The 23,945-nt window shown below is 28.3% G+C and carries 24 protein-coding genes; 1 reads left to right on the top strand and 23 read right to left on the bottom strand.

Annotated elements, in window-relative coordinates; genetic code table 11:
* Window positions 1-265: 265 nt before the first annotated feature.
* From IC219_RS06700 to IC219_RS06660, 9 genes are all read right to left on the bottom strand, one after another.
* The gene (locus IC219_RS06700) at window positions 266-1,102 is read right to left on the bottom strand and encodes a deoxyribonuclease IV (RefSeq protein ID WP_227433609.1); all 837 of its coding nucleotides are present in this window, start codon (window positions 1,100-1,102) and stop codon (window positions 266-268) included.
* 297 nt (window positions 1,103-1,399) lie between these two features.
* Window positions 1,400-1,963 carry an ArsR/SmtB family transcription factor gene (locus IC219_RS06695; RefSeq protein ID WP_227433610.1) on the bottom strand — a complete coding sequence of 188 codons (564 nt, stop codon included), beginning with the start codon at window positions 1,961-1,963 and terminating at the stop codon, window positions 1,400-1,402.
* 97 nt (window positions 1,964-2,060) lie between these two features.
* Window positions 2,061-2,990 carry a glutaminase A gene (gene glsA, locus IC219_RS06690; RefSeq protein ID WP_227483645.1) on the bottom strand — a complete coding sequence of 310 codons (930 nt, stop codon included), beginning with the start codon at window positions 2,988-2,990 and terminating at the stop codon, window positions 2,061-2,063.
* Between the two features lie 345 nt (window positions 2,991-3,335).
* Window positions 3,336-5,003: a nucleoside kinase gene (locus IC219_RS06685; RefSeq protein WP_227433612.1), complete on the bottom strand. Its 1,668-nt coding sequence runs from the start codon at window positions 5,001-5,003 to the stop codon at window positions 3,336-3,338.
* 73 nt (window positions 5,004-5,076) lie between these two features.
* Window positions 5,077-5,832 carry a sugar phosphate isomerase/epimerase family protein gene (locus IC219_RS06680; RefSeq protein ID WP_227433613.1) on the bottom strand — a complete coding sequence of 252 codons (756 nt, stop codon included), beginning with the start codon at window positions 5,830-5,832 and terminating at the stop codon, window positions 5,077-5,079.
* A 9-nt stretch (window positions 5,833-5,841) separates the two neighbouring features.
* On the bottom strand, window positions 5,842-6,378 hold the full coding sequence (lepB, locus tag IC219_RS06675) for a signal peptidase I (RefSeq protein ID WP_227433614.1): 537 nt from the start codon (window positions 6,376-6,378) through the stop codon (window positions 5,842-5,844).
* 174 nt (window positions 6,379-6,552) lie between these two features.
* Entirely contained in the window at window positions 6,553-7,089 is a 537-nt protein-coding gene (gene lepB, locus IC219_RS06670; protein ID WP_227433615.1) for a signal peptidase I, read from the bottom strand.
* Window positions 7,090-7,189: 100 nt separating this feature from the next.
* Window positions 7,190-8,500 carry an RsmB/NOP family class I SAM-dependent RNA methyltransferase gene (locus IC219_RS06665; RefSeq protein WP_227433616.1) on the bottom strand — a complete coding sequence of 437 codons (1,311 nt, stop codon included), beginning with the start codon at window positions 8,498-8,500 and terminating at the stop codon, window positions 7,190-7,192.
* Between the two features lie 41 nt (window positions 8,501-8,541).
* Window positions 8,542-9,294 (bottom strand): PrsW family intramembrane metalloprotease, encoded by a 753-nt coding sequence (locus IC219_RS06660; protein ID WP_227831367.1) that lies wholly within the window; start codon window positions 9,292-9,294, stop codon window positions 8,542-8,544.
* A 250-nt stretch (window positions 9,295-9,544) separates the two neighbouring features.
* On the opposite strand from IC219_RS06660, the gene sleC reads away from it, so the two are divergent.
* Window positions 9,545-10,816: a spore cortex-lytic germination protein SleC gene (gene sleC, locus IC219_RS06655; RefSeq protein WP_227433618.1), complete on the top strand. Its 1,272-nt coding sequence runs from the start codon at window positions 9,545-9,547 to the stop codon at window positions 10,814-10,816.
* Window positions 10,817-11,034: 218 nt separating this feature from the next.
* Here sleC and IC219_RS06650 read toward each other — a convergent pair whose 3' ends face one another.
* The 14 genes from IC219_RS06650 to IC219_RS06585 form a co-directional block, all read right to left on the bottom strand.
* A complete protein-coding gene (locus IC219_RS06650; RefSeq protein WP_227433619.1) occupies window positions 11,035-11,691 on the bottom strand; it encodes a hypothetical protein in 657 nt (218 codons plus the stop codon).
* Window positions 11,692-12,054: 363 nt separating this feature from the next.
* Complete coding sequence (locus IC219_RS06645) at window positions 12,055-12,630, bottom strand: indolepyruvate oxidoreductase subunit beta (protein ID WP_227433620.1); 576 nt, start codon at window positions 12,628-12,630, stop codon at window positions 12,055-12,057.
* Window positions 12,630-14,411, bottom strand: coding sequence for an indolepyruvate ferredoxin oxidoreductase subunit alpha (gene iorA / locus IC219_RS06640; RefSeq protein WP_227433621.1), 1,782 nt, complete (start codon window positions 14,409-14,411; stop codon window positions 12,630-12,632). Before iorA ends, IC219_RS06645 begins: the two co-directional genes overlap by 1 nt.
* Window positions 14,412-14,837: 426 nt before the next feature.
* Window positions 14,838-15,233 (bottom strand): hypothetical protein, encoded by a 396-nt coding sequence (locus tag IC219_RS06635; RefSeq protein WP_227433622.1) that lies wholly within the window; start codon window positions 15,231-15,233, stop codon window positions 14,838-14,840.
* Between the two features lie 411 nt (window positions 15,234-15,644).
* Window positions 15,645-16,052, bottom strand: coding sequence for a hypothetical protein (locus tag IC219_RS06630; RefSeq protein WP_227433623.1), 408 nt, complete (start codon window positions 16,050-16,052; stop codon window positions 15,645-15,647).
* A gap of 213 nt (window positions 16,053-16,265) precedes the next feature.
* Window positions 16,266-17,588: a M56 family metallopeptidase gene (locus IC219_RS06625; RefSeq protein WP_227831368.1), complete on the bottom strand. Its 1,323-nt coding sequence runs from the start codon at window positions 17,586-17,588 to the stop codon at window positions 16,266-16,268.
* A 10-nt stretch (window positions 17,589-17,598) separates the two neighbouring features.
* Window positions 17,599-17,958 carry a BlaI/MecI/CopY family transcriptional regulator gene (locus tag IC219_RS06620; RefSeq protein ID WP_227433625.1) on the bottom strand — a complete coding sequence of 120 codons (360 nt, stop codon included), beginning with the start codon at window positions 17,956-17,958 and terminating at the stop codon, window positions 17,599-17,601.
* Window positions 17,959-18,162: 204 nt separating this feature from the next.
* Window positions 18,163-18,942 (bottom strand): DUF975 family protein, encoded by a 780-nt coding sequence (locus tag IC219_RS06615; protein ID WP_227831369.1) that lies wholly within the window; start codon window positions 18,940-18,942, stop codon window positions 18,163-18,165.
* Between the two features lie 287 nt (window positions 18,943-19,229).
* Complete coding sequence (locus IC219_RS06610; protein ID WP_227433627.1) at window positions 19,230-19,841, bottom strand: hypothetical protein; 612 nt, start codon at window positions 19,839-19,841, stop codon at window positions 19,230-19,232.
* A gap of 92 nt (window positions 19,842-19,933) precedes the next feature.
* Complete coding sequence (locus IC219_RS06605) at window positions 19,934-20,923, bottom strand: ornithine cyclodeaminase family protein (protein ID WP_227433628.1); 990 nt, start codon at window positions 20,921-20,923, stop codon at window positions 19,934-19,936.
* Between the two features lie 127 nt (window positions 20,924-21,050).
* Window positions 21,051-21,914, bottom strand: a complete 864-nt coding sequence (locus IC219_RS06600; protein WP_227831370.1) for a DUF3298 and DUF4163 domain-containing protein — start codon at window positions 21,912-21,914, stop codon at window positions 21,051-21,053.
* 119 nt (window positions 21,915-22,033) lie between these two features.
* Window positions 22,034-22,615 carry a CheB methylesterase domain-containing protein gene (locus IC219_RS06595; protein WP_227483650.1) on the bottom strand — a complete coding sequence of 194 codons (582 nt, stop codon included), beginning with the start codon at window positions 22,613-22,615 and terminating at the stop codon, window positions 22,034-22,036.
* A gap of 39 nt (window positions 22,616-22,654) precedes the next feature.
* Entirely contained in the window at window positions 22,655-23,458 is an 804-nt protein-coding gene (locus tag IC219_RS06590) for a CheR family methyltransferase (RefSeq protein WP_227831371.1), read from the bottom strand.
* Window positions 23,459-23,494: 36 nt separating this feature from the next.
* Window positions 23,495-23,935 carry a chemotaxis protein CheW gene (locus IC219_RS06585; protein ID WP_227433632.1) on the bottom strand — a complete coding sequence of 147 codons (441 nt, stop codon included), beginning with the start codon at window positions 23,933-23,935 and terminating at the stop codon, window positions 23,495-23,497.
* Window positions 23,936-23,945: the final 10 nt, after the last annotated feature.

The raw sequence follows: 23,945 nt of genomic DNA, 5'->3' as shown, positions 1-23,945 counted from the left end.
ATTATTAACATGTTACTTTTAATTATACAACAAATTATGAGAATTTTTGCAATCTATTTATATACTATTTAAAATATATACACATTTTATCAAGTTTATTTATATAGTTTATAATATGCTCTTTTATATTACATCAAAATTTTATTTAATATGCTTCATAATATACCAATCTATATTTCACTAGCATATAATCTAAATTTAATCCAAATATAATCAAAATGCTACTTAAATAGCATCAAAATATTATTTACATCATATCAAAATACTATTTACTAGATAAAATTTCTTTAATCATCTTAATCTCTCTCTTATGACCTTCTTCATCAAAAGGTGTTTCTAAGAAGAATGGCAAATCTTTAATGCTTGGATGTTCCATAAAATCAGTTAAAGCTTTTAGCCCTATCTTACCTTCACCTATAGGAGCATGTCTATCTTTTTTATCCCCAAATGGCATCATACTATCATTTAAATGTATAGTTTTTAATCTATCTATACCTATAATCTTGTCAAATTCCCCTAAAACTCCATCCAAGTCATTAACTATATCATAACCAGCTGAAAAAATATGACATGTATCAAGACACACACCTATTCTTTCTTTATGTTCGACATTGTCTATTATGCTCTTTAACTGCTCAAAACTAAATCCTATTTCAGTCCCTTTTCCTGACATTGTTTCAAGGAGTATAGTTATATTTTCATCTCCTTTAATAGCATTGTTTAGCCCTTTTACTATCCTATCTATACCAAAGTCTACTCCACCACCTACATGACTTCCAGGGTGAAAACACATGTATTCTATACCTAGTGAATCCATTCTTCTTATATCTTCATCTATTACTCTTGTTGCGAATTCATAAACATCATCCTTCACTCCACCTAGATTCATAGTATATGGAGCATGTGCAAGTAATGGTGCAAAATTGTTTGCTTTTCTAATTTCTTGAAATTTAGCTATATCTTTCTCATCAAATTCTTTAGCATTTCCTCCTCTTGGGTTTCTACTAAAAAATTGAAATGTATTTGCATCAATATATACAGCTGTTTCGGCTGCCTTTGCAAATCCTTTTGCTATTGAAATATGTGTTCCTAATTTAATCATATTAATCTCCTTTTGGTTGTACATAATTTTAATTTATAAATTTTTGATACTTAAGTCTTAATTTTAGTATAACTATAATTAATTTCGTATATATTAATTCTAAATTTTAATATTTATAGTTTAATTATACCCATTTTGATAAATTTCAAAGAGTATATTTAGTCATTCAAATAACAAAAAAATAGAGATTAAAAATCATTATTTTACTCATGCTCAAAAGTATTTTTTGATTATTAAGTAAATTCTGATGTTCAATCTCTAATCTTATGTTTTATAACTAATACATAATTAATGATTCTAATTAGGACATTCTTCTTCAACTGTAGGAACTACAACCATAGCTATATCATACTTAGAACCTTCAACGCTGTCTTGTCTTTTATTTAAAATTTCATCTATCTTTGATTTCATAGTATCATTAAGTTCAACTAATTCATCATGAGTAAGAGAAATATCATGATAATCAACTATATTTTCATTTTCTAAAACATCTTCCTCTGCTGCTTTATAAAAAACTTCACTCATATTTTCAAATCTTGATATGTACAATTCTTCTTTTTCTTCCCCATTGTCTAAAGAAAAATTAAGTATCCTATTCCCTATAACCACATTTTTTGCACTTGGATAATAATATTTTTCCACAATCCCCGACTTTATTTTTTCCTCAACTAATTCTAAAATACCAACTTTGTATAACATTTTTATGTGGTAGTTTATTTTTGCATGAGGTTCTTCCAATAATTGAGATAATTGTTTTGCTGACAATGGCGATTTGTCAAATGCTTTTAGAATATCTATTCTACGTGGATGTGCAATAGCCTTTATGCACTCCAAATCTCGTAATACCAATACCTCTTTCATTGACCCCTCCTAAAAAATTTATTTAATTCATATTTCTTTACAATTTAATTATATATTAAATTATATGTTGTTGTCAAAAAAATCCTTTCTTAAAATTTTAAAAAATATTTAATCTGAGTTTATTTGACAACTCCTCTAAAACTTTAACTCCTGCGACGCTGTTACCTTTTTTGTCAAGTGCAGGTCCATAAACACCAATACCCATACGTCCTGGCACAGAAGCCATTATACCACCCCCAACTCCAGATTTTGCAGGAATTCCAACTTTAATAGCAAATTCCCCAGAAGCATCATACATTCCACAAGTCATCATAAATGTCTTGACAATTCTAGATACCATTTCACTCATTAAATGCTCTCCATTTTCTATGTCTACTCCATAATTAGCAAGATTTATACCAATTCTCGCTAAATCTATAGAATCTACCTCAATTGAGCATTGTTTAAAATAAAGGTCTAAAACATCTTCTACATTACCTCTGATAAATCCATCACTTTTTAACAGATAAGCCATAGCTCTATTTCTATCTCCAGTCATTTTTTCAGACTTATAGACATCATAATTTATTCCTATGTTATCATTTCTTGCCAACTTTCTAAAAAAGCTAAGCATTCTTTCTTCTTTTTCTTCCAAACAGCTCCCATTTATAAGAGAAGTGGTAACTATTGCTCCTGCATTTATCATTGGATTACAAGGCTTTTTAGTATCATTAATCTCAAGTTTCATTATAGAATTAAATGGGTCTCCACTTGGCTCCATTCCAACATTTGAAAAAACGTCTTCCCAGTCATTGTCCATAAGTGCCATGGCAAGCACAATTGGTTTTGAAATGCTTTGTATTGTAAATTTTGTGCTACAATTTCCAGCACTATAAATGTTATTTTCACTATCTATAATACAAATTCCTAAATCATTTCTACGAGCATTTTTTAATTCTGGTATGTAACTAGCAACTTGTCCATAATTTGTATATTTTTTATTAGAACTTATAATTTCTTTTAATAATGTCTCATCTAACGTATTCATATGCACCTCATCATCTTATGTTATATACTCTATTTTAGCACAAGTTTATACTATAATAAAACAGTGTTAAAAGAAATTATACTTTAAAACTATTTTTTGCAGACTTAACTTTATTTTTCAAATATATTATAAAAAATATCATAATATTATAAAAGGAGTATTAAAGTTAAATAGTATTTATTATCTATACTAATTCTCACAAAACAAAGAATTTTTGATAACTAAATAGAATTTTCACTTTAATACTCCAGCAATATTACTTAAAATATAAACCATAGATTATTCAGTATCTCTAAAAAAATATTTAGTTCAATATGAGTACAATAAAATAATCAATAATACATGCTAATCAACTATTTTACTTCCTCCAATAAATTCCCTAAGGATTGAAGTTCCTGGTATATCAGAAATATCATCTAGTTCAACAAAATACTGTAAAAACTTTAATAATCTAGTAGCTTCAATATAAGCAGGATTATCTTCATCTATTTCCTCCAATAGAGGCTTAGCAAATCGCTTTAAAACCGCTAATTCATACACACAAGCGGAATTAAATATAGCATCTGCTTCATCTTGATAAGGGAATATATTTTTCTTTTCTCCTCTTCTAACTGATGCCCATTGCAAAATAGTATTATCAGCGCTATATCCTCTAAAATTATAATCTCTAACAATTCTTCTTATCATTCTCAAATCGGCAGTAGGAATTCTATTATGGTCATCTAAATTTATTTGAGTAAGGGCACTTATGTATATCTTAAATTTATCTTCATCTGGTATAGATGCTGTTAAAATAGGGTTTAGCCCATGTATACCTTCTAATATAATTGGTTGATTTGAGTCTATCTTTATCTTTTTACCAGTATATTCTCTTTCCCCAGCTTTAAAGTTAAACCTTATATCCTCAATTTCTTCACCTGCTAAAAGTTTATTTAAATCTAAGTTGAATCTCTCTAAATCTATAGCATAAATTGACTCAAAATCATAGTTTCCATATTCATCTAAAGGAGTATGTTTTCTATCTATAAAATAATCATCTAAAGATATTGAAATCGGATTTAAGTTATTTACTCTAAGATGTATTGATAGTCTATGAGCAAAGCTTGTTTTTCCAGATGATGATGGCGCTGCTATTAAAACTACTCTCTTATTGTTATCTTTTATCATATCTGCTATTTGAGATAGTTTCTTTTCATGTAATGCTTCAAATGTTCTTATTATATCTCCATATTCATTATTTTCTATTATTCTGTTAAGTGATACTACCTTATCAATTCCCATTAGTCTTGACCATTCTTCTGCTTCATAATATACGTTTGATAGCTTAGGTTGAGGTATAAATTTCATAGGTAGAGTCTTATCTTCTTCACTAGGCCCTAAAATTATAATACCTCCATTGTAAAGTATGATATCAAACGATTTTATATAACCAGTTGATGGCAACATATATCCATAAAAATGGTCTATATAGTTTCTACATTTATATACTTTAGCACTATCATATTCCTTGTATTTCAAAAGTTCTGCTTTTTCATACATCTCATTATTTTCAAATATAGAAATAGCTTCATCCCTCGTAACTTCTATTTTTTCTATAGTGTAGTCATTATTTATTATCTCTTTCATTTTATTTTTTATATTTTCAACATCAACTTCTTTAAGTTTTCTCTCTATATGAACTTCACAATATAGTCCACCAGATAGTGAATGTTCTATTGTAACTCTGCTGTCCCAAAATATCTCTCTACAAGCCATCACAAACACAAATGACATGACTCTAAAGTAAACTCTTTCTCCATCTTCATTTGTCGTATCCAAAAACTCTATCTCACAATCCTTTTTCACTCTATAATTTAACTCTTTCAATTTATTATCTACAACCGCAAGTGTTATATATCCTTTATGTTCATCACAAAACTCTTTTGCTATATCTCCTAGTCTAATTCCCAAAGAATTTTCGTCTAATGAATACTCCTTACTTCTTCCGTCTATTTTTAAATTTATTTTCTTCACTTCAACATCTCCTTCCTTTTGATGAATATACATTTTAATCAACGAGGCATATCAACAAGATAAAGAGAGGTATTTAACCCTCTCCTACAATATGATTCAATTTACTTATAGTATCTTCAATGTCTTCGTAATTTATTTCTAATACTAAATATTCTGCATCTAATTTTAAAACCTCTTTAACACTCTCTTCAGATAAAATACCTCTTCCTATACCAACATGTATATCATTGATACCATCATTATCACTTAAATGTATCAATTTTATCTTATCTTTCAAGTTATTTAAATAATCATCCTCATCAATTAAACAGTGTCCAGTATCGTAACAAAAACAAATCTTAGAATTTTTAATCCTCTTAAATATATATTCAAAATCATAGGATATATTTCCAATATTTGAAAAATCCCCACCTTTTGAATAAGTATTCTCTATACAAATATGTGAATCTGTATTTATTTTATTAAAAAAATCTACACTATTATCTAAATACTTGTCCCTATTATTTTTAAGTCTATTTGTCATAACATAACCCAAATGAAGATTAAAGTACCTTATATCAAATCCTTTTAGCTCTAATTCTATCTTCTCAATAAAACTTATCCATGAAGCTCGTATATATTCTATATTTTCACAAGTGTTTAATTCCATAGGTAAATGTATCCCTATAGACAACCCTAGTTTAGAAATTCTCTGCTTATATTTACATAACTCACTACATTCATATATATTATCAATACCAATTTCCAAATGAGTTATTTCCTTTGTACTTTCACAAAGTTTTAAAGCACCCTCAATATTAAACAACAAAGATGCCACACCAACTGCCATACAAATCACCTACTCAAAAATACCTATTTGTGTAAAAGGAAACACTCTTAAAATAACTTTTCCTTTAATATTTTGTTCATCCACTAATCCTACTTCTTTATACCTACTATCTAAACTTACTTCTCTATTATCTCCCATAGCAAATACTTTACCTTGAGGAATCACCATATCAATCTCGCCTTCAGTATAATTATCATGTATATATGAAACTTCATTTAATAACTTACCATTTATATAAACCTTAGAATCTTTAATTTTTAAATGGTCTCCTGGTACACCTATAACCCTTTTTACTAACTCTTTTTTTCTCCCATTATCTTGCAACAAGTCAGTCTTAAATATCATTATATCTCCACATTTTGGTTCTGATAATTTATATGTTATTCTATTTGCCACTAAGTAATCGTGTGGTTTAAGTGTTGGGTACATTGATTCTCCATTTACTAATGTTGGTTTTATAAAGCGAGTTATAATAAATGCCAAAAAAAGTGCAGTAATAATTATTTTTATCCACTCTACAATCTCTTCTTTAATAGTTTCATTCATTCACAAATTCTCCTTTATAGTTATATTATCTTTATTGATAATGCTACTTTTAAGCACTATCTTTTAGATAAGTCTACTAAATAAGGTGTTGTCTTTTTTATATAGACAACTATTGTGTATGGTCTGGTGATTTCAGTTAATCAGCGATTGCTCCAAATTTTATATTTATAATGTTTAGTCAATAGTTCCTATCTTAGAAAATGGATACAATCTGACTAGAACTTTTCCTAGAACGGTGTGCTCGTCGACCAATCCAACCTCATCGTATCTACTATCTAAACTTCTTTCTCTATTGTCTCCCATTGCAAATAATTTTCCTTCTGGAACTACTATATCAATATCTCCATCAGTACGATTATTATGTATATAGGAAACTTCATCTAACAATTTATCATTTACATATACCTTGGAGTCTTTTATCTTTACATGGTCACCAGGAACCCCGATAACTCTTTTTACTAAATCTTTTTTCTTTCCATTTTCTTCTGTTAAGTCTGTTTTGAATACTATTATATCTTTGTATTTTGGCTCTCCTACTTTGTACGCAATTCTATTGACTATCAAATAATCACGTTCTACAAGCGTAGGATACATTGATTCTCCTTTAACTATTGTTGGCACTATAAAACGCGTTATTGCAAATGCCAAAACAAGAGCTATGACAATCACTTTTATCCACTCTACAACTTCTTTTTTAACTGCTTCACCCACTAAAATCGTCTCCTCTGTGTTCAATATTAAGTCAATCTACAGCAAAACTAATCTACCATAAACTTACAATATAAATATTATACTTCTTTTTTCTAATAGTTTAAAATACTTTTCTAAGACCTTTAGGGTAATGATTCTTAATTGTACCAGCAGATTCTTTTCCCCAACCTAAAGGTATATCTTCAACTGATACCAAAACCCATCCTCTACTTTCATTAGAATTTATAACATCCCCTTTTAAATATTTAAGAATCGATTCGCTTTGTACACTAAAGTTTTCAACGTTTTTTACATCTTCAACTTTTAAGTAATGAGATAATGCATGAGAAGGCTCAAATCTATTCTTCTTTAAAACCCCTAAATGCAAACCGTATCTCAATACTTTTAGTTTTTTTGTATCTGGATATATTTCAGGAAGTAGGTACAAATTTTCTCCTCTTAAATAAAATTTATTTTTTTTATTACTATAAAAATCAGTCTTTAAAAATTTCTTTTCAAACTCCCTATAATCCTTTATTTCTTTATCTAAATTTTTTATTTTTAATTCTTTTACATTACTTTCTTCTTCTTCTAATTTTTTTATCTTAGCTACAAAATGACCTTCTCCCTTTATTTTATGAGGCCATAGCCTTTCCATCTCAACAAGTTCTGCATGTGGATATTCACTGATAAACTCATTTATAACATGTTCATTCTCCTCTTTTGAAAAAGTACATGTTGAGTAAATTAAAATACCATCTTTCTTTAACATTTTATATCCATCTCTTATAATCTCTTTTTGAATAGATTGGCATTCAATTACTTTTGCCTGACTCCAATCTAAGATGGCCACTTCATCTTTTCTAAACATCCCTTGCCCAGAACAAGGAGCATCTATAATCACCTTATCAAAATACCCATTAAATGTCTTTCTTAAGCTATTAGAATCAGTATTTGTTATTATACAATTTCTCGCCCCAAATCGTTCTAAGTTTTCTCCTAGAGCTTTAATTCTACTTGTATTAATCTCATTAGAAACCAATAAACCTGTGTTGTTTAATCTAGATAATATATATGTAGATTTGCCACCAGGTGCAGCACACATATCAAGTACTTTATCTCCTTCTTTAATATCTGCTTTTGGTATTACACTCATTGCAGAAGGCTCTTGTAAATAATATGCTCCAGCCTCATGTAATGGATTTCTACCAGGCCTATTAATTTTATCATCATAATAAAAACCTTCATCTGCCCACGGTATCTGATATAAATCAAATAAATTTAAATTCAATAGTTTTTCTTTATCAATTTTTAGTGTATTTATTCTAAGACCAGTAGTCTTTTCTTCATTATAACTTTTTATAAAATCATCATATTCATCTTCTAGTATTTCTCTAATATCTTCTAAAAATTCTTTTGGTAAATTTGCCAAATTTATAATCCCCCTTTTTATCTGCGTTACTTGTTCGTCATTTATTTTCTTTTCTTTTTCTTTAAGTTTCCAAAAAACACTTTTTTAGAGTTATTCATATATTTTTCAAGTTTATCAAGATTTATTTTCCACAAAATTATGACATAAACTATAAATAATATAATAGCCCATCTATATTCTATCATCAATATAAAATCAAAAACTCCATGTAATAAAATCGGAATTAATACAGCCATAAATAAGTATTCACGTTTTTTAATTTCATTCCCCTCAAACTTATACTTAGAAATATAATATCCCATAGTAATAGCAAACATTACATGAGCTGGAATGGAGATAACTGCTCTATTAATACCAACCTGTAGTGCTAAATTTCTACTTTCAGAGAAAATATAAACTATATTTTCAATTGTTGCAAATCCTAAAGATAAAAATACAGAATAAATAATACCATCTAATTTTTCAGTAAAATGCTTTTCTTTAATCAATGAAGGAATTAGTATTAAAGCTTTTACACCTTCTTCCACAAGACTTGCAACTATAAATGATACATATAATAATTCTGAATATCCTTCAAATACATTAAACTTCATTAATAGATTTTCTAAAAGAATAATTATAACACTTAAAAAAGCACCTATCATAAAAAATTTAATTAAATGGATTAGTGGCTCTCTACAATATTTATCTTTAGATCTTATCCAAAACATACCTATTAATATAGGTACTACTGCTAATAAAAATAAATCCAGCTTCATAGGTAATTTTCCTTTCAAAGTTTTTAATTCATTCATGTTTTATAATTACTACTTATTTTTAGTTTATTTGTGTTTTAAATATACACTTACTTTTAATTTATTTTCTTTCAGCTTTTATTTTAAATTTTTCTACACTCAAATTTATATACTAAACTCTTTATCATTTGATAGGTTAAAAATACTTAAAAAAATTTAAATTTATATCTATATTATTTAACAAATCTCAAGCCATATTCATATCTTGAAATATAAGGGAACTAAATTCATTTAAAGAAAGGGTGATTTGATGCAAGATGGTTTCTTAACAGTAAGTATAATTGATGCTACTAACAATAGACCCATTCAAAATGCAACAGTAAACATATATTCAATGTCTAATGGTAGCCAAAGCTCATCAACTTTATACCAGAACCTAATAAGTAATGAATCTGGCCAAGTGACTGGATTAGTATTACCAGCACCAGATGTAGATTACTCTCTACAACCATCTGATGTTAGACCTTACAGCCAGTATATAGTAGAAGCTATAGCTGATGGATATGAGACAGTTGTCATAGAAGGGACACAGTTACTAGCTACAATTGAGGCGAGACAAGGAGTTCCTATGTTTCCTAGAACAAGAAGTAAGCGTTCCTTCTCAAGACAAAGTGAATTGATTTTTGATATAGGAGAACATACTTTATACGGTACTTATCCTCCTAAAATTCCAGAAAGTAACCTAAAACCATTACCACCACCTACTGGTTTTGTTGTATTAGATAACCCTGTAGTGCCTGAATTTATAGTAGTTCATGATGGTTTACCAGAAAATACATCAGCGGCAAATTATTGGATTCCATTTAAAGAGTACATTAAAAACATAGCCTCATCTGAAATATATTCAACTTGGCCTGAGCAGACAATCTACGCAAATGTAATAGCTATAATATCATTTACTTTAAATAGAGTCTTTACTGAATGGTACAGAAACAAAGGATATAACTTTACAATCACCTCATCAACAGCATATGACCATAAATTTATAAACAATAGAAACTTATTTGAACCAATTAACGTAGTTGTAGATGCTATATTTAATACATTTATAAAAAGACCTCCTACATCAAGACAGCCACTACTAGCTCAATATTGTGATGGTCAAAAATCTCAATGTCCTAATCAAATGACTCAATGGGGTAGTAAGGACCTAGGTGACCAAGGATACGATTATGAAAGAATACTAAGATATTTCTATGGAGACGAAATAGTGTTTGAAAAAGCTCCAGTAGTTAGTGGTGTACCAGTATCATTTCCTGGAACTACACTACAAGTTGGTTCTTCTGGACAATACGTTAGAACTATACAAAACCAGTTAAATGCTATATCTAATTCTTATCCAGCTATACCAAAAGTGAGGGAAGATGGAATCTATGGTACAGATACAGAAAATTCTGTAAAAATATTCCAAGGAATTTTTGGTTTACCTCAAACTGGAGTAGTTGACTTTAAGACATGGTATGAAATATCCAGGGTTTACGTAGCTACAACTAGAATAGCTTCTTTAAATCCTCTAATTTAGATTTTAACTAACTTATTCGCTTAACATAAAAAATGGCTGTTATAAACTACTATCTGTTATAAGTTTTTTAACCTATAATCATAATAGTCTTAGCAGCCATTTTTTGTAGTTATAACTTATTATTTTAGAACCTTAAAACTCTTAAATGGGGGATTTTAAGCTTCTTAAAAACAGCAATCAATAATTCTAACTTAATAACTCTAACTTTATTGATAATCTTAATTTGTAGCTTTAGATTTATTGGCTAATGCTAAAATTAATCCTAGAGCTATAGATGCAAAAGCAGAGGCAATTACTCTATATTCAGCAGGGAACAAGAATACAATTGTATGACATGGTATCCAGAAAAATGGTATAGTTTTCAAAACACTAAAACCAAGATATGCATTCCAGTCTACAACATTTACTACATCTTTAAGAACTACCTTAACACCCTTTCCAACTTCATATTTTTTATCTATAAAGCAATCCATAACCTTATGGAATAAAAATACAGTTGGTGACATTAATATATTCATAGTTGCACTCTTAAATAGAGCATTTGCAAAAGCTATTCCTTCAAATGGAAGCATACCATCTACTTGTGCCTGCCCTACACCTGCTGAGTAAATTGACATAGCATATGTTGTAACTACACCTATAATTCCCCAAACTACAGCTCTGTAAAAGATTCCTACTGGTATTTTCCAGTCTTTATGCAAAATTCTAGCACCAAGTAAGTCTCCCATTGTTGCTAACACAGCAAACTTGAAAAAACCTCCAATATATGGATGTGCACCTGTTGCTTCCATAAATACCGCTCTACTACTTGGTATCACTAAAATAGCAATAAGACAAATAAGAACTCCACTCCATATAAAATCGCCTTTTTTCATATTATAAATACTATTTAATAATCTAAATAGTTCTCCTTCCTTTCAAGTATTTATTTTATTGTTATCTCTATATAAATATATTTATTAAATATTACTTACTTAGGTATTCATTTTCCATGTTTAAATTGATAAAATTTCATTTTTAAATAACTATCTCAGTAAATAGCTATTGCATCAAATAACTATTACATATAGTTTTTTTTTGCAATTATTTTTTAACCCTTTATATATTATATTTTTAATTAATCTTTCCTAACCCTTTTTGTATTATATCTATAATTAATCTTTCCTAACCCTTTGTATATTATATATAATTATTTTTTCTGATTCTTTATATAGTTTTTTATCTGTAATTTTTATTTTCTAAATATTCATTCCTTCTCTTAAAGCTTTTATATTAATTTCTATAAACTTAGGTTTAACCTGTTGTGATACTATCTTTTCCCAATCTATATCATTTTCTAACTGTAAAGCCTTAATCAATGCTCCCAAAAGTACTACATTCATAACCTTCTCATTTCCAAAACCTCTGGCAATATCAACTGCCTTTATCACTGTTACATCCACTTTTTCTTTAATATCGTCTATTATATTTTCAGGATAATCCACTCTACCTGTTAAAATTGGTGCAGAAGGCATTTCATAATCATTTACTACTAATTTACCCTCAGGCTTAAGAAAATCAAGATATCTTAAAGCCTCCATAGTCTCAAATGAAACTAATACGTCAACATCTCCTTTTCCAAGTATAGGAGAGTGTACTTTTTCTCCATATCTAACTTGTGTTGTTACACTTCCACCCCTTTGAGCCATACCATGAACCTCTGACATCTTAACATCATATCCAGCATCTATAAGACCAGCAGAAAGTATTTTACTTGCTAAAACAGTACCCTGACCTCCTACTCCTGATAACAATACATTTTTAACCTTTTTCATTACTTTTCACCAACCTTTTTTATAGCATTTACTGGACATACTTGTGCACATACTGTACATCCTACACATTGAGCCTGATTTATACTTGATTTCTTTTTAGATTTATCAAATCTCAAAGCAGGGCATCCTGTTGTAAGGCATTTCTTACATCCAATACATTTCTCATCATCTACGCTACAAATTGATGGTGTAAGGTCGAATCTTTTTTTATCATCTTCTGTAAATTTTTTTAATGCACATGGCCATCTAGTGATTATTACTGAAGGTTCATCAATTGATAAAGCCCAATTTAATGCTTCTTTAACTTCATTCAACATATTAGGATTAACTACCTTTACATTTTTACAACCCAAAGCTTTTACTATAGTCTCAATGTCCATCATTTCAGTAACATCACCTTGCAATGAAAATCCAGTTCCAGGATTTTCTTGATGACCAGTCATTCCAGTAATTCTATTATCAAGAATACATGTTACAGTATTACTTTTGTTGTAGATTATATCTATGAGACCATTTATTCCTGTATGAAAGAATGTTGAATCTCCTATTGTAGATATAGTCCTCATGTTAATATTATTTTTAGTAAATATCTTTTGTGCTCCATGAGCTACACCTGGCCCTCCTCCCATACATATACAAGTATCTTTAGCATTTAAAGGCTCTGCTCCTCCTAGACCATAACATCCTATATCTCCACTTATAAGTACATTTTTAACCTTTCCTAGCTCATAGAAAAATCCTCTGTGTGGACATCCTGCACATAAAGTTGGAGGTCTGCCAACTATTTTTTCTTGGCTATACTCTATTAGTTTTCTTTTTTCTCCCAAAATTGATTGAGCTATAATATCTGGATTTAACTCACCTATATTAGGTATCTTTTCTTTTCCAATACATGGTATGTTATTTTCTTTAAGATGTTCTTCTATATAAGGTTCTAATTCTTCGATTACATAAACAGTTTCTACTTGTTCTGCAAAACCTCTTATCTTCTTTGTTGGAAGAGGATATGTAAATCCTAATTTTAAATATGATACAGTATCTCCAAACACATCTTTAGCATACTCATAAGAAGCTCCTGAAGTTATCACGCCTATTTTCTTATCATTCCATTCTATAAAGTTTAAGTCAGTTTCATTAGAAAACTCTTCAAGCTTTTTTAATCTATCTTCAAGTTTAATTCTTAATCCTCTTGAAGTTGCTGGAATAGCATCAAACTTAGAAAGATTTCTTTCATATTTTTTTACAATTGTTTCTTCTTTTTCTCCTAACTCAACAAGTCCTTTACTATGACATATTCTAGTCACCATTCTAAATAAAACTGTTGTATCGTATTTTTCACTTATCTCAACCGCAGCCTTTAGCATATCCTTACATTCTTGGCTGTTGCTTGGTTCTATCATAGCTATCTTTGCAAATTTAGCATAATGTCTATTATCTTGTTCATTTTGTGATGAGTGCATGCCAGGGTCATCTCCAGATACAATAATCATCGCACCATTTACTCCCATATATGCATATGTAAATATTGGGTCTGCAGCAACATTTACTCCAACATGCTTCATAGCTGCAAGGGCTCTACCTCCTGCAATAGAGGCTCCTATTGCTGACTCTACTGCTACTTTCTCATTTGGTGCCCACTCTGCAATTATGTCATCTTTATATAGTGCTATATTTTCCAATATTTCAGTACTTGGTGTTCCTGGATAAGCAGCTGCATAAGATATGCCTGCTTCGTAAGCACCACGTGCTACTGCCTCATTTCCTGTAAGCAATTGTTTCATGCTTTCCCCCTCCTTAGAAATAATACCTCTTTGATAACTTAGTGTATTTGTTAGCGATACATTTTAGAAGCTATCAACTATATATTTATTATCAATACAATTTAAATATTGATAGCAAATAATAATATGAATCCATAAATTTATAATATTGTTCTTATTTTATTTACTAAGCAATTGCCATGCCAATAGCCTTAATTTTTTTAAAACTCACTTTTAAAATACCAAATTGCCATTTTTCTTTAAATTTTAATGACTCTAATAATTAAGAATTAATTTTCGTTAGAATTTTCATAATATTTTCAATATTATTTTAAATAAAAAAAAAGTAATGTTAACATTTCTTAACATACATTAAAAAATGTTAACATTACAAGCTGAATTAGTACTCTTACTTTGTCTAGATTTACTTTTGTATCATTTAATTATTTAACGACCATAGAAACCTATCAATCCATTTCCATTGTCTATTCTAATAGGTTTCATAATCTTTAAACCTTCATTTTTTATCTTTTCTAAATCTTTTTCCATACTCTTAATTGTATTTTCAAGGTCTTGTGAACTTAAGTCTTTAACTTGTGTAGTGTCTTTAGCATACTCTTTTAATTCTTCAATACGCTTAGCATATTCTTCATAAGTGTAATACTCAACTCCATATTTTTCTAAGTCAGCAGGCTCAGTTATTCCTGATTTTATTAGAGAATCAAATTTATCTAACGTAATATTAGATACATCACTACTTCCATCTGCAAATACTGCTCCTGTTCCTCCTAATACTATAGCAGATGCCATCATTGTACTTATAAGGGATTTTTTTATTTTCATAACTCATATTCCTTTCTTAGAGATTTATTTGGGTAGTGTAGTTCACAATGACTATTGCAATAGTTATTAACTACACCTTTAGACTATCATAATAGTCATATTTATGTCAAGTATTTCTACAACGTTTTTTAGTAAAAATCCATATTTTGAATAAAAAAAGTAATGTTAACATTTCTTAATACATATAAAAAATGTTAACATTACAAACTGGGTTTAATACTTTTACTTTGACTAGATTTATTTTTATACTATTTAATTTGTTTATTTTTTACTTCTCTATCTTCATATAGACTTTAAGCCTTTTGTTATCGTTTATTTGTTACTTGTTTTGTTCTTGTTTACTATGTTTAATTACGCTTATTTAGTTTTTTAAATACTTTTTCCACCTATATCTAAAAAATTTAATATTAATTATTCAGCTCTAGATAAAGAAACTGCCAATTGAGTTCCATCTTCATTATCTATTACGATAGGTTTCATTATCTTTAAGCCTTCAGTTTTTATCTTTTCTAAATCTTTTTCCATAATCTTAATTGTATCTTCAAGGTCTTTTGAACTTACATCTTTAACTGCTGAAGAGTCTTTAGCATATGCTTTTAACTCTTCAATCTGCTTAGCGTACTCTTCATAAGTATAATACTCAACTCCATGTTTTTCTAAGTCAGCAGCATCAGTTACACCTGATTCTACTAGAGATTTAAACTTAGATAACTCAATATTAGATACATCGTCATTTCCACTTGCAAATACTGCTCCTGTTCCTCCTAGTACCATAGCAGATACCATCATTGCACTTATAAGGGATTTTTTTATTTTCATAATTTATATTCCTTTCTTAGAGATTTATTTGGGTAGTGTAGTTCATTATGACTATTGCAATAGTTATTTACTACATCTTTAGACTATCATAATAGTCATAATTGTGTCAAGTATTTCTATAAAATTTTTTAATAAAAAATACTATCTCAAAATAAATTTAATTATTTTAAGATAGTATTCCTAATTCTCAACCCATCCTTATTTGTCATATATCTAGTTGCTTTCAGAATCTTTATACTGCAATTTATTATTTGTTAAAATCTTCATACTTTTTGTTACAGATATCTTCTTAGAAATATTATCAGTTGGTACAACTGAATACTTTGACATATTAGAATACACTTCTTCTACATCAACCTTTGAAGTAATTTTCTGCATTTTATATGTTTCTGATGTACTTAAATCAATGCTTTCATCACTTTTAGCTGATAATCCCACAGAAATATTTGTATTATTTATCTTAGATTCTATTTTTAATGGCTGACCTCCTATTGAAAAGTCGTTTTTATTACTTTGCTCAATTTCCATTAGATTAAAAGATTCAACTTCATCAATTTCTTTATTTCCAGTTGCAAAAACAACACTAGTCCCACAAATTAACACAGCTGAAACTAAAAAAGTAATATAGGTTGATTTTTTAAACTTCATAACATTAACTATTCTTTCTTCTATCTTTGTCTTTCCAAATCCGTTATAAAGTGTCATTGGAAATGTATTATGTTCCTCTGCCAAACTTATAAGCGCAGTTGCATAATCAGCTCTATATTCTTCACCAACTATACTCATTACCTTTTCATCACAACTAAATTCTATATCTTTATTCAATAAAAAAAGCATTACCCAAACTAAAGGATTGAACCAATGGACAGCAAGAGCTACAATCATAAACAACTTCAATATATTGTCAAACCTATTGATATGAACCAATTCATGAGTTAAGACAAAGTTTAGAGTTTGGTTATTGCTATAGTCCATTTGTTTTGGCAAAATAATATTCGGTTTTAAAATACCAGTTGTAAGAGGTGTTTTAGTAAATTCAGAAATACAAACAAAGAATTTTCTAAAACCTCTATTATCATATGCCCACTTTTTAATAAATTCATGATTTTTTATATGTATCGAAGTTTTAAAAAGATTAATCGTCCTGGTATACTTAAAGCATAAAAACATAATAAAAGTAATAGAAATTCCAAGCGTTAAAATACTTGATACTTCCAATGCTGTAAAATTCTCAAGATTGAATAAAGCCTTAGAATCTCCAAAATTATTCTTACTGATAGAATTATTATTTTTCTTAATTGAATAATCCACAGCGGATGCATTTCCCAATTGAGCATCAAAATTTGACTCAATAATGCTATAAATACTAAAAGTAGAATTTAAACTTACTGGTACTAAAAGTTTAAACAAAACAACTAGCCATAATAATACAAATACTTTTTTAGGCAATTTTTTAAACAAACATGCTCTTATAAAAATAACAATTAAAATTAAAACCCCAGAAGTAACACTCATTTCTAACAATTTAGTGAACATTAATCTTACCTCACTTTAATTTCTCAACAATTTGTTTAAGTTTTGTAATCTCATCACTTGAGAGATTTTCTTTATTAATAAAAGCTGAAAGAAATTTCTCTGAAGACCCTCCAAACATTTTATTAATTAAGCTTTCTGTTTCATGCTTCTGAACTTCTTCTTTGCTTATTAAAGGTCTACAAACAAAGTTTGGTTCAATTCTTTCTATTGCACCTTTTGATACTAATTTTTTTATAACTGTATACGTAGTGTTTCTATTCCACCCTGTTTCTTCCTTTAAAACTTTTACTAATTCCCCTGCCTTACTTTCTCCTATCTCCCATAGAACTTCCATCACCTTAAGTTCTGAATCAAATAATTTTATTTCCATATAAAATCGCTCCTCAAATATGGTTATCACAATAGTCAATATTATAATTTAAAACTATCACAGTAGTCTATGTGATGTCAACCATTTATTTTTTTAATAACAAAAACTGTCCTTTAAAGAAATAGTTCTTGTAAAAGACAGTCTTGTCATTTTTATACTTTAATATCTAAATAAAGCTTTATTTTATTTAACTATAAAACCATCTTAATACATAGAATAAGATTTTTCCTTATCTAATAATATATCTTCTACATCTGGATTATCTTTTAATAATTCTCTATAGAAATTACAATTAGTAACTCCTATATATGGAATTAACCATAACAAACCTATTCCTAAAGTGAATATAGTCAATATATACCATCCTATAAAGCTAAGATTTAATATAAATAGTTTAAGTACATTACCCTTCATCATATCTAAACTAGCACCCATTGCTTTAAATACACCAAGATTATCTTTATCTTCACATATTAAAAAAGCAGCTTGAGAAATGTATAATAACAATATATAAACTGGCAACATCAACACAATTACTATAATAACTAGAGTTATGGCAGTAGAAATTACAGTTCCTACTCCAACATTATTACTTGATAGGTATTCAATTGCTCCACTAGTGAGTAAAACTCCAAATGACAAAAATGCTCCGATAATTGTGATTATAAAAGAATAAATATAAACAACAATTGATTCTAATATATAAAGTCCAAAACTTCTTAAATAAATTCTTCCATTTACGAAGATATCTCCCATCTTGACTTTTTTATCTTTAGTAATCTTTAAAAACATACATGTAAATCCTGCTGCAACTAAAAAACCTATTATCGCTACTATGATAGTAGTTAAGGGTTCAAAAGGCAATCCTATAAATGATATAGCTACTATCAACGCAATATATATTGCCATATTAATTGCACATGTTCCCCAGTTTCCAGATAACTGAGCTTTTGATACTCTTTTTAATTCTTGCCTTGATAACATAAAAAACACCCCTTTCATTTTATATAAAAAATCTCCCTAAAAGCATATAAATAAACTTTTATCATATAATATAATATTAATATATCATATTTTCGACTATATAACACACAATTATTCACCATGTTTTATCAAGATATAGCATAATTGTATTGAAAGTTTTATATAGTCAAAATTGCCAAGTATATCAAATAAATTTGAAAGGTAGTGTTCAATAAATAATAAAATAAACTATCTTTCAAACAGTTTATTATATGTTTAAAAGATAGTTTTAGTGTCTTTAAAATAAATTAAATTGTATATATTCCTTCACATAATTTTTGTATATTGCTAGGTGGTTGCCATTTACCATCTTTTTTTGTATATGTAATTGAAGTTGTAACATCTTTCGTTGGCTTTTTGTTATAAAGGTCTATAATCATTTTTGCCATATCATCTTGAACTTCTTTTTCTGCTTTATTGTAATTATTTTTATCAGTTACATATGATTTTACTAAATCGTTTGCCTCAGACATTACTTTACTAGTATCCAATGCTTTACTTACAACTTTTAAAGTTATCTTATCCTTACTAGAAGAATCTACTGTTACTGTTTTTTCAACACCTTGTATTAATTTAACAATTGTGTCATATATCTTTTCAGCATTCTCTTTTCCATAAAGAGGTGTTAATTGAGCAAGCATTGAAACTTTATCTGTGTTATTATAAGTTTGAATTTGTTTATATTCAGCTTCTGTTAAAGCATCAGAAATGCCTTTTTCATCGTATTTATACATTTCTAGTGCTGCTAAATTAGCTTCAAAATTCGACTTTACTTTTTCTTCTGCATTAGAACAGCCTATAGTTAGAACTAAAACTAAAGCCATAATAGAAGATAAGATTAATTTTTTTACCATTTTCATACAAATATCCTCCCTCAGTTAATTGAATAAAAAAATTTATTTATTAATATTATAGCATAATTTTGTCTAATTATAAGTTTATTTTGAAAATTTTACCATTCCCAATCTATTCCAATCCCTCTATCTTTTGCTTTATCATATATTCTTTTCGCTGTTACGACATCTTGTACACCTATTCCGACACTTTTAAACACAATTATTTCGTCATCATTTTCTCTTCCGGAAATAGTTCCATTTATAACATTTCCCAAATCACCACTAAAATCAGCTTTGCTTATTTTACCTTCTTCTAGAGGAATTAATATATCTCCTGATTCTGATAAAACTGCATCTGTTGATTCAAAAAATATCTTAGATGCTCTAGTTAAACAAGTTGGACACATCTCTTGCATATCTGGTAAGTATGAACCTACAGCACTCACTAATGCTCCCTTTTTAACCAAATTTCCATCAAATACTGGTTTTTTTGATGTTGTTGCTAAAACTATTACATCAGCATTATCTATGGCTTCATCAGATGACTCAGCTGCAACTATTTTAGTATTATATTTACTTAGCTTTAAGTTCATCTCTTTTGCAAATTTTTCTCTACTTTCTTTATTTCTACTGAAAACTCTTACTTCATCTAAATTTCTAGCTTCTAACATAGCTTCAAGTTGTGACTCACCTTGTCCTCCCAAGCCTATTAAAGCCCCTATCTTAGAATCCTTTTTAGCTAAAACATCTATAGCTGCACCAGATGCTGCACCAGTACGAACTTGAGTTATATAAGTACCATCTAAAGCAGCACATACTTCTCCAGTCTCCCCATCTAATAATAATACTGTTGCTGGAATTACTGGTTTGCCTTTTTGAGCATTTTTAGGGAATACAGATACAATTTTTATTCCTGCACACCCTAAGTCCTCTACATATCCTGGCATAAATAACATACTAGCATCCTGACTTGGAACTGGTATATTAGTTCTCAAAGGAGTTACACTTTTTCCTTCACAATAAATTCTAAAAGCCTCTTTATCAGCCTCAATTGCATCTCTCATAGTAAATACTTTTTTTATGTCGTCTTTTTTTAAAAGTAGCATTTTATATACCCCCAATTTTAATAAGTTTCTATGCTAGATATTATAACATAACATTTTAATACAAATTCTATTTCATATTAAATAAATATATTTCATATTAAATAAATATATTTCAAATTAAATAATCCTATTTCAAATTAAACAAATCTACATACTCCGATTTTAACATATAGCTTATTAGTTTTTTGTTTATTGAAAATTCTGGTATTCCTGCTGCATATGGAGTTATATCGTATAAATCAAAATATATAACTAAGTTATCATCTTGCAAATAAAAATTTTGATTTTCTTTTATCCCTTTAAAATTATATATTCCTACATTTTCTTTATCTTTCTTTTCTAAATCAGTTATTTGTTGTTTAATTTCCTCATCTATAACTTCTTTATATTTAGTATTATCTTTAAATAAGTCCATTAATTCTAAAAACTTCCCTGTTCTCATATCTACATTATAAGCTATATCTTGATAATAACCATGTGCTCCACCACTGTAAGTATAATATCTTACCTTTATACTAAGAGCAGAATCAGTATTCTTTTTAAGTTCAAAGTCTACATTTGCAACAAATTTATTTTCTTCATCAGGATTATCTTTAAAGTATTGTTTTGCCTCTTTATACGATTTGTTATAAAATTCAAATATATCATTTTTTATTCTATCATTTGTAGACCTTTCAACAATCTTATTTGAATTTGTTATTATAGGCATATTTATAGTACTTTCTATATATTCATCATTTTTCACTATTGTCTTACTTCCTATTGTACTTACTGATAAAGTTTGTTTACTATTTGTAGTATCTTTTGGCAATGATTGATTACTCATAACGCTTACAGCTTCTTTGTCTTTATTTAGATTAAGTAAAGCATCTTTCCCCAAATTATTATATCTATAGTCATGTTTAATTGCTAAAATAGCTATTATAGTCAAGGATAAAACAAACACATATCTTAAAACTCTAGCTTTCGTATTTACTTTAAAAAATTTCATCTTATTATTTTCCTCCTAAATATAAATCTCTCTTATTATATTTGGAGTTTCTAGGGTTTTTTATCCATATAATTTAATAAAAGATTAATTTTTATTTATAAAAATTAATCTTTTTCTTTTCAAATATTAAGATGACTTATCAGACAACTTGAAATTTTATCAAGTGGTAATTGGATTACAACAGAACCTCTATCAAATGCTACCATTGGCATTCCATATACAATGCAAGAATTTTTATCTTGCCCAATTGTAAATGAACCTTTCTCTCTCATTTTCAAAAGTCCAGTTGCTCCATCTGAACCCATTCCTGTAAGTATTATTCCTACTGAGTTTTTACCTGCTACTTGTGCTACTGAATCAAACAAAACATCTACAGATGGACAATGTCCACTTATTCTTTCACCTTCTTCACAAGTTACATAATACCCATCTTTATCTAAATGTAATTTCATTTGATATCCACCAGGTGCAATAAGTACATTTCCTTGCTCTACTCTATCATTATTTTTAGCTTCTCTTACATTCATAATACACTGCTTATCAAGTCGTTGTGCATACATCTCAGTAAATATAGCTGGCATATGTTGAGCTACAACAACCCCTGGTGTAGATTTTGGTAAGTCTTTTATAATCTCAAGTATTGCTTCTGTTCCACCTATAGATGCGCCTATAGCAATGACCCTGTTATTAATATTTTCCACATTACCGCCCCCACAAAATCATATATCTAAAATATTCTTCTATTTTTTATAAACAGCAGGTTTTACATAGTCGTATTCTGTATTTCTTCTATTTACTATCTCTGCATGACCTACAAATAAAAATCCATCTTTTTTAGTTACATCATAAAATTTATTTATAAGCTCTTCTTTTGTTTTTAAATCGAAATAAATCATAACATTTCTACAAAAAATCAAATCAAAAAGTTGATGTGAGAAATCTTCAATTAAATTGAATGGTTTAAAAAATACACTTTTTCTAATCTTATCACAAACTTTAAATGTACCATCTTTATTATCTATGAAATATTTTTTCTTCCATAATTTTGGAACATTATCAACATTTGCTTCTGTGTATACAGCTCTTTTAGCTTTTTCAAGTGAATTCATTGAAATATCTGTGGCTATAATTTTAATATTCCACAGGTCTTTCCTACTCCCAAAATAATCATCTAAAGTCATAGCTATTGAATATGCTTCTTCTCCACTAGAGCAACCTGCACTCCATATATTTAAGTTTCTGAGTTTATTATTTTCTTCCCAAAAAGGAAGTATATTATTATACATATACTCAAAATGCTGATGTTCTCTCATAAAAAATGTATGATTTGTGCTCAACCTATTTATTAAATTTATAGCTTCATTTCCTGTCTTATCTCTAAATAATAGGTTCATATATTGACTAAAAGAACTAAACTTTCTCTCTCGCATTGTATTATATAGTCGTCCTTCAATTAATACTCTTTTTTTGCTTAAATCAATTCCGTACTCTTTTTTTATATAGTTTACAAGAATTTTAAATTCTTCATCAGTGAGTTTTATCATACAAAAAACTTCCTCCTGCCAATTTATCAAAGCTAATTACATGCTGTCAATTAGAAACTTTCGAATATCTAAAATTAGTATAGACTTATCTCCAACTTTTACAATCTCTTTTATAACTTTATTTATATTTATGTTGTTAGAAATAGTTGTCTCTAGTAAGTTTAAGTCATCTATAAGAACGACATCAACAACTTTGTCTACAATAATTCCAACTTGATACTCATCAATTTTTATAATTATTATGCATGTTCTCTCATTATAATCAACTTCAGGAAGATTGTATCTAATATGCATATCAATAACTGGTATAATTCTTCCTCTCAAATTAATAACTCCATTTATATAATTTGGAAGACGTGGTACATATGTTATTGGTTGAAACCTTATAGTCTCAATTACATTTTCTAATTCTATTCCATAAATAACATCATTAACATAAAATGTTAATACTTGTTTTATAATATCATTTGTAGACATACTTTAAATC

The organism is Clostridioides sp. ES-W-0018-02, from assembly GCF_020658175.1.
GTDB lineage: Bacteria > Bacillota > Clostridia > Peptostreptococcales > Peptostreptococcaceae > Clostridioides.
The sequence above is the reverse complement of the archived record's forward strand: the minus strand, read 5'-3'. Positions and strand labels throughout refer to the sequence as shown.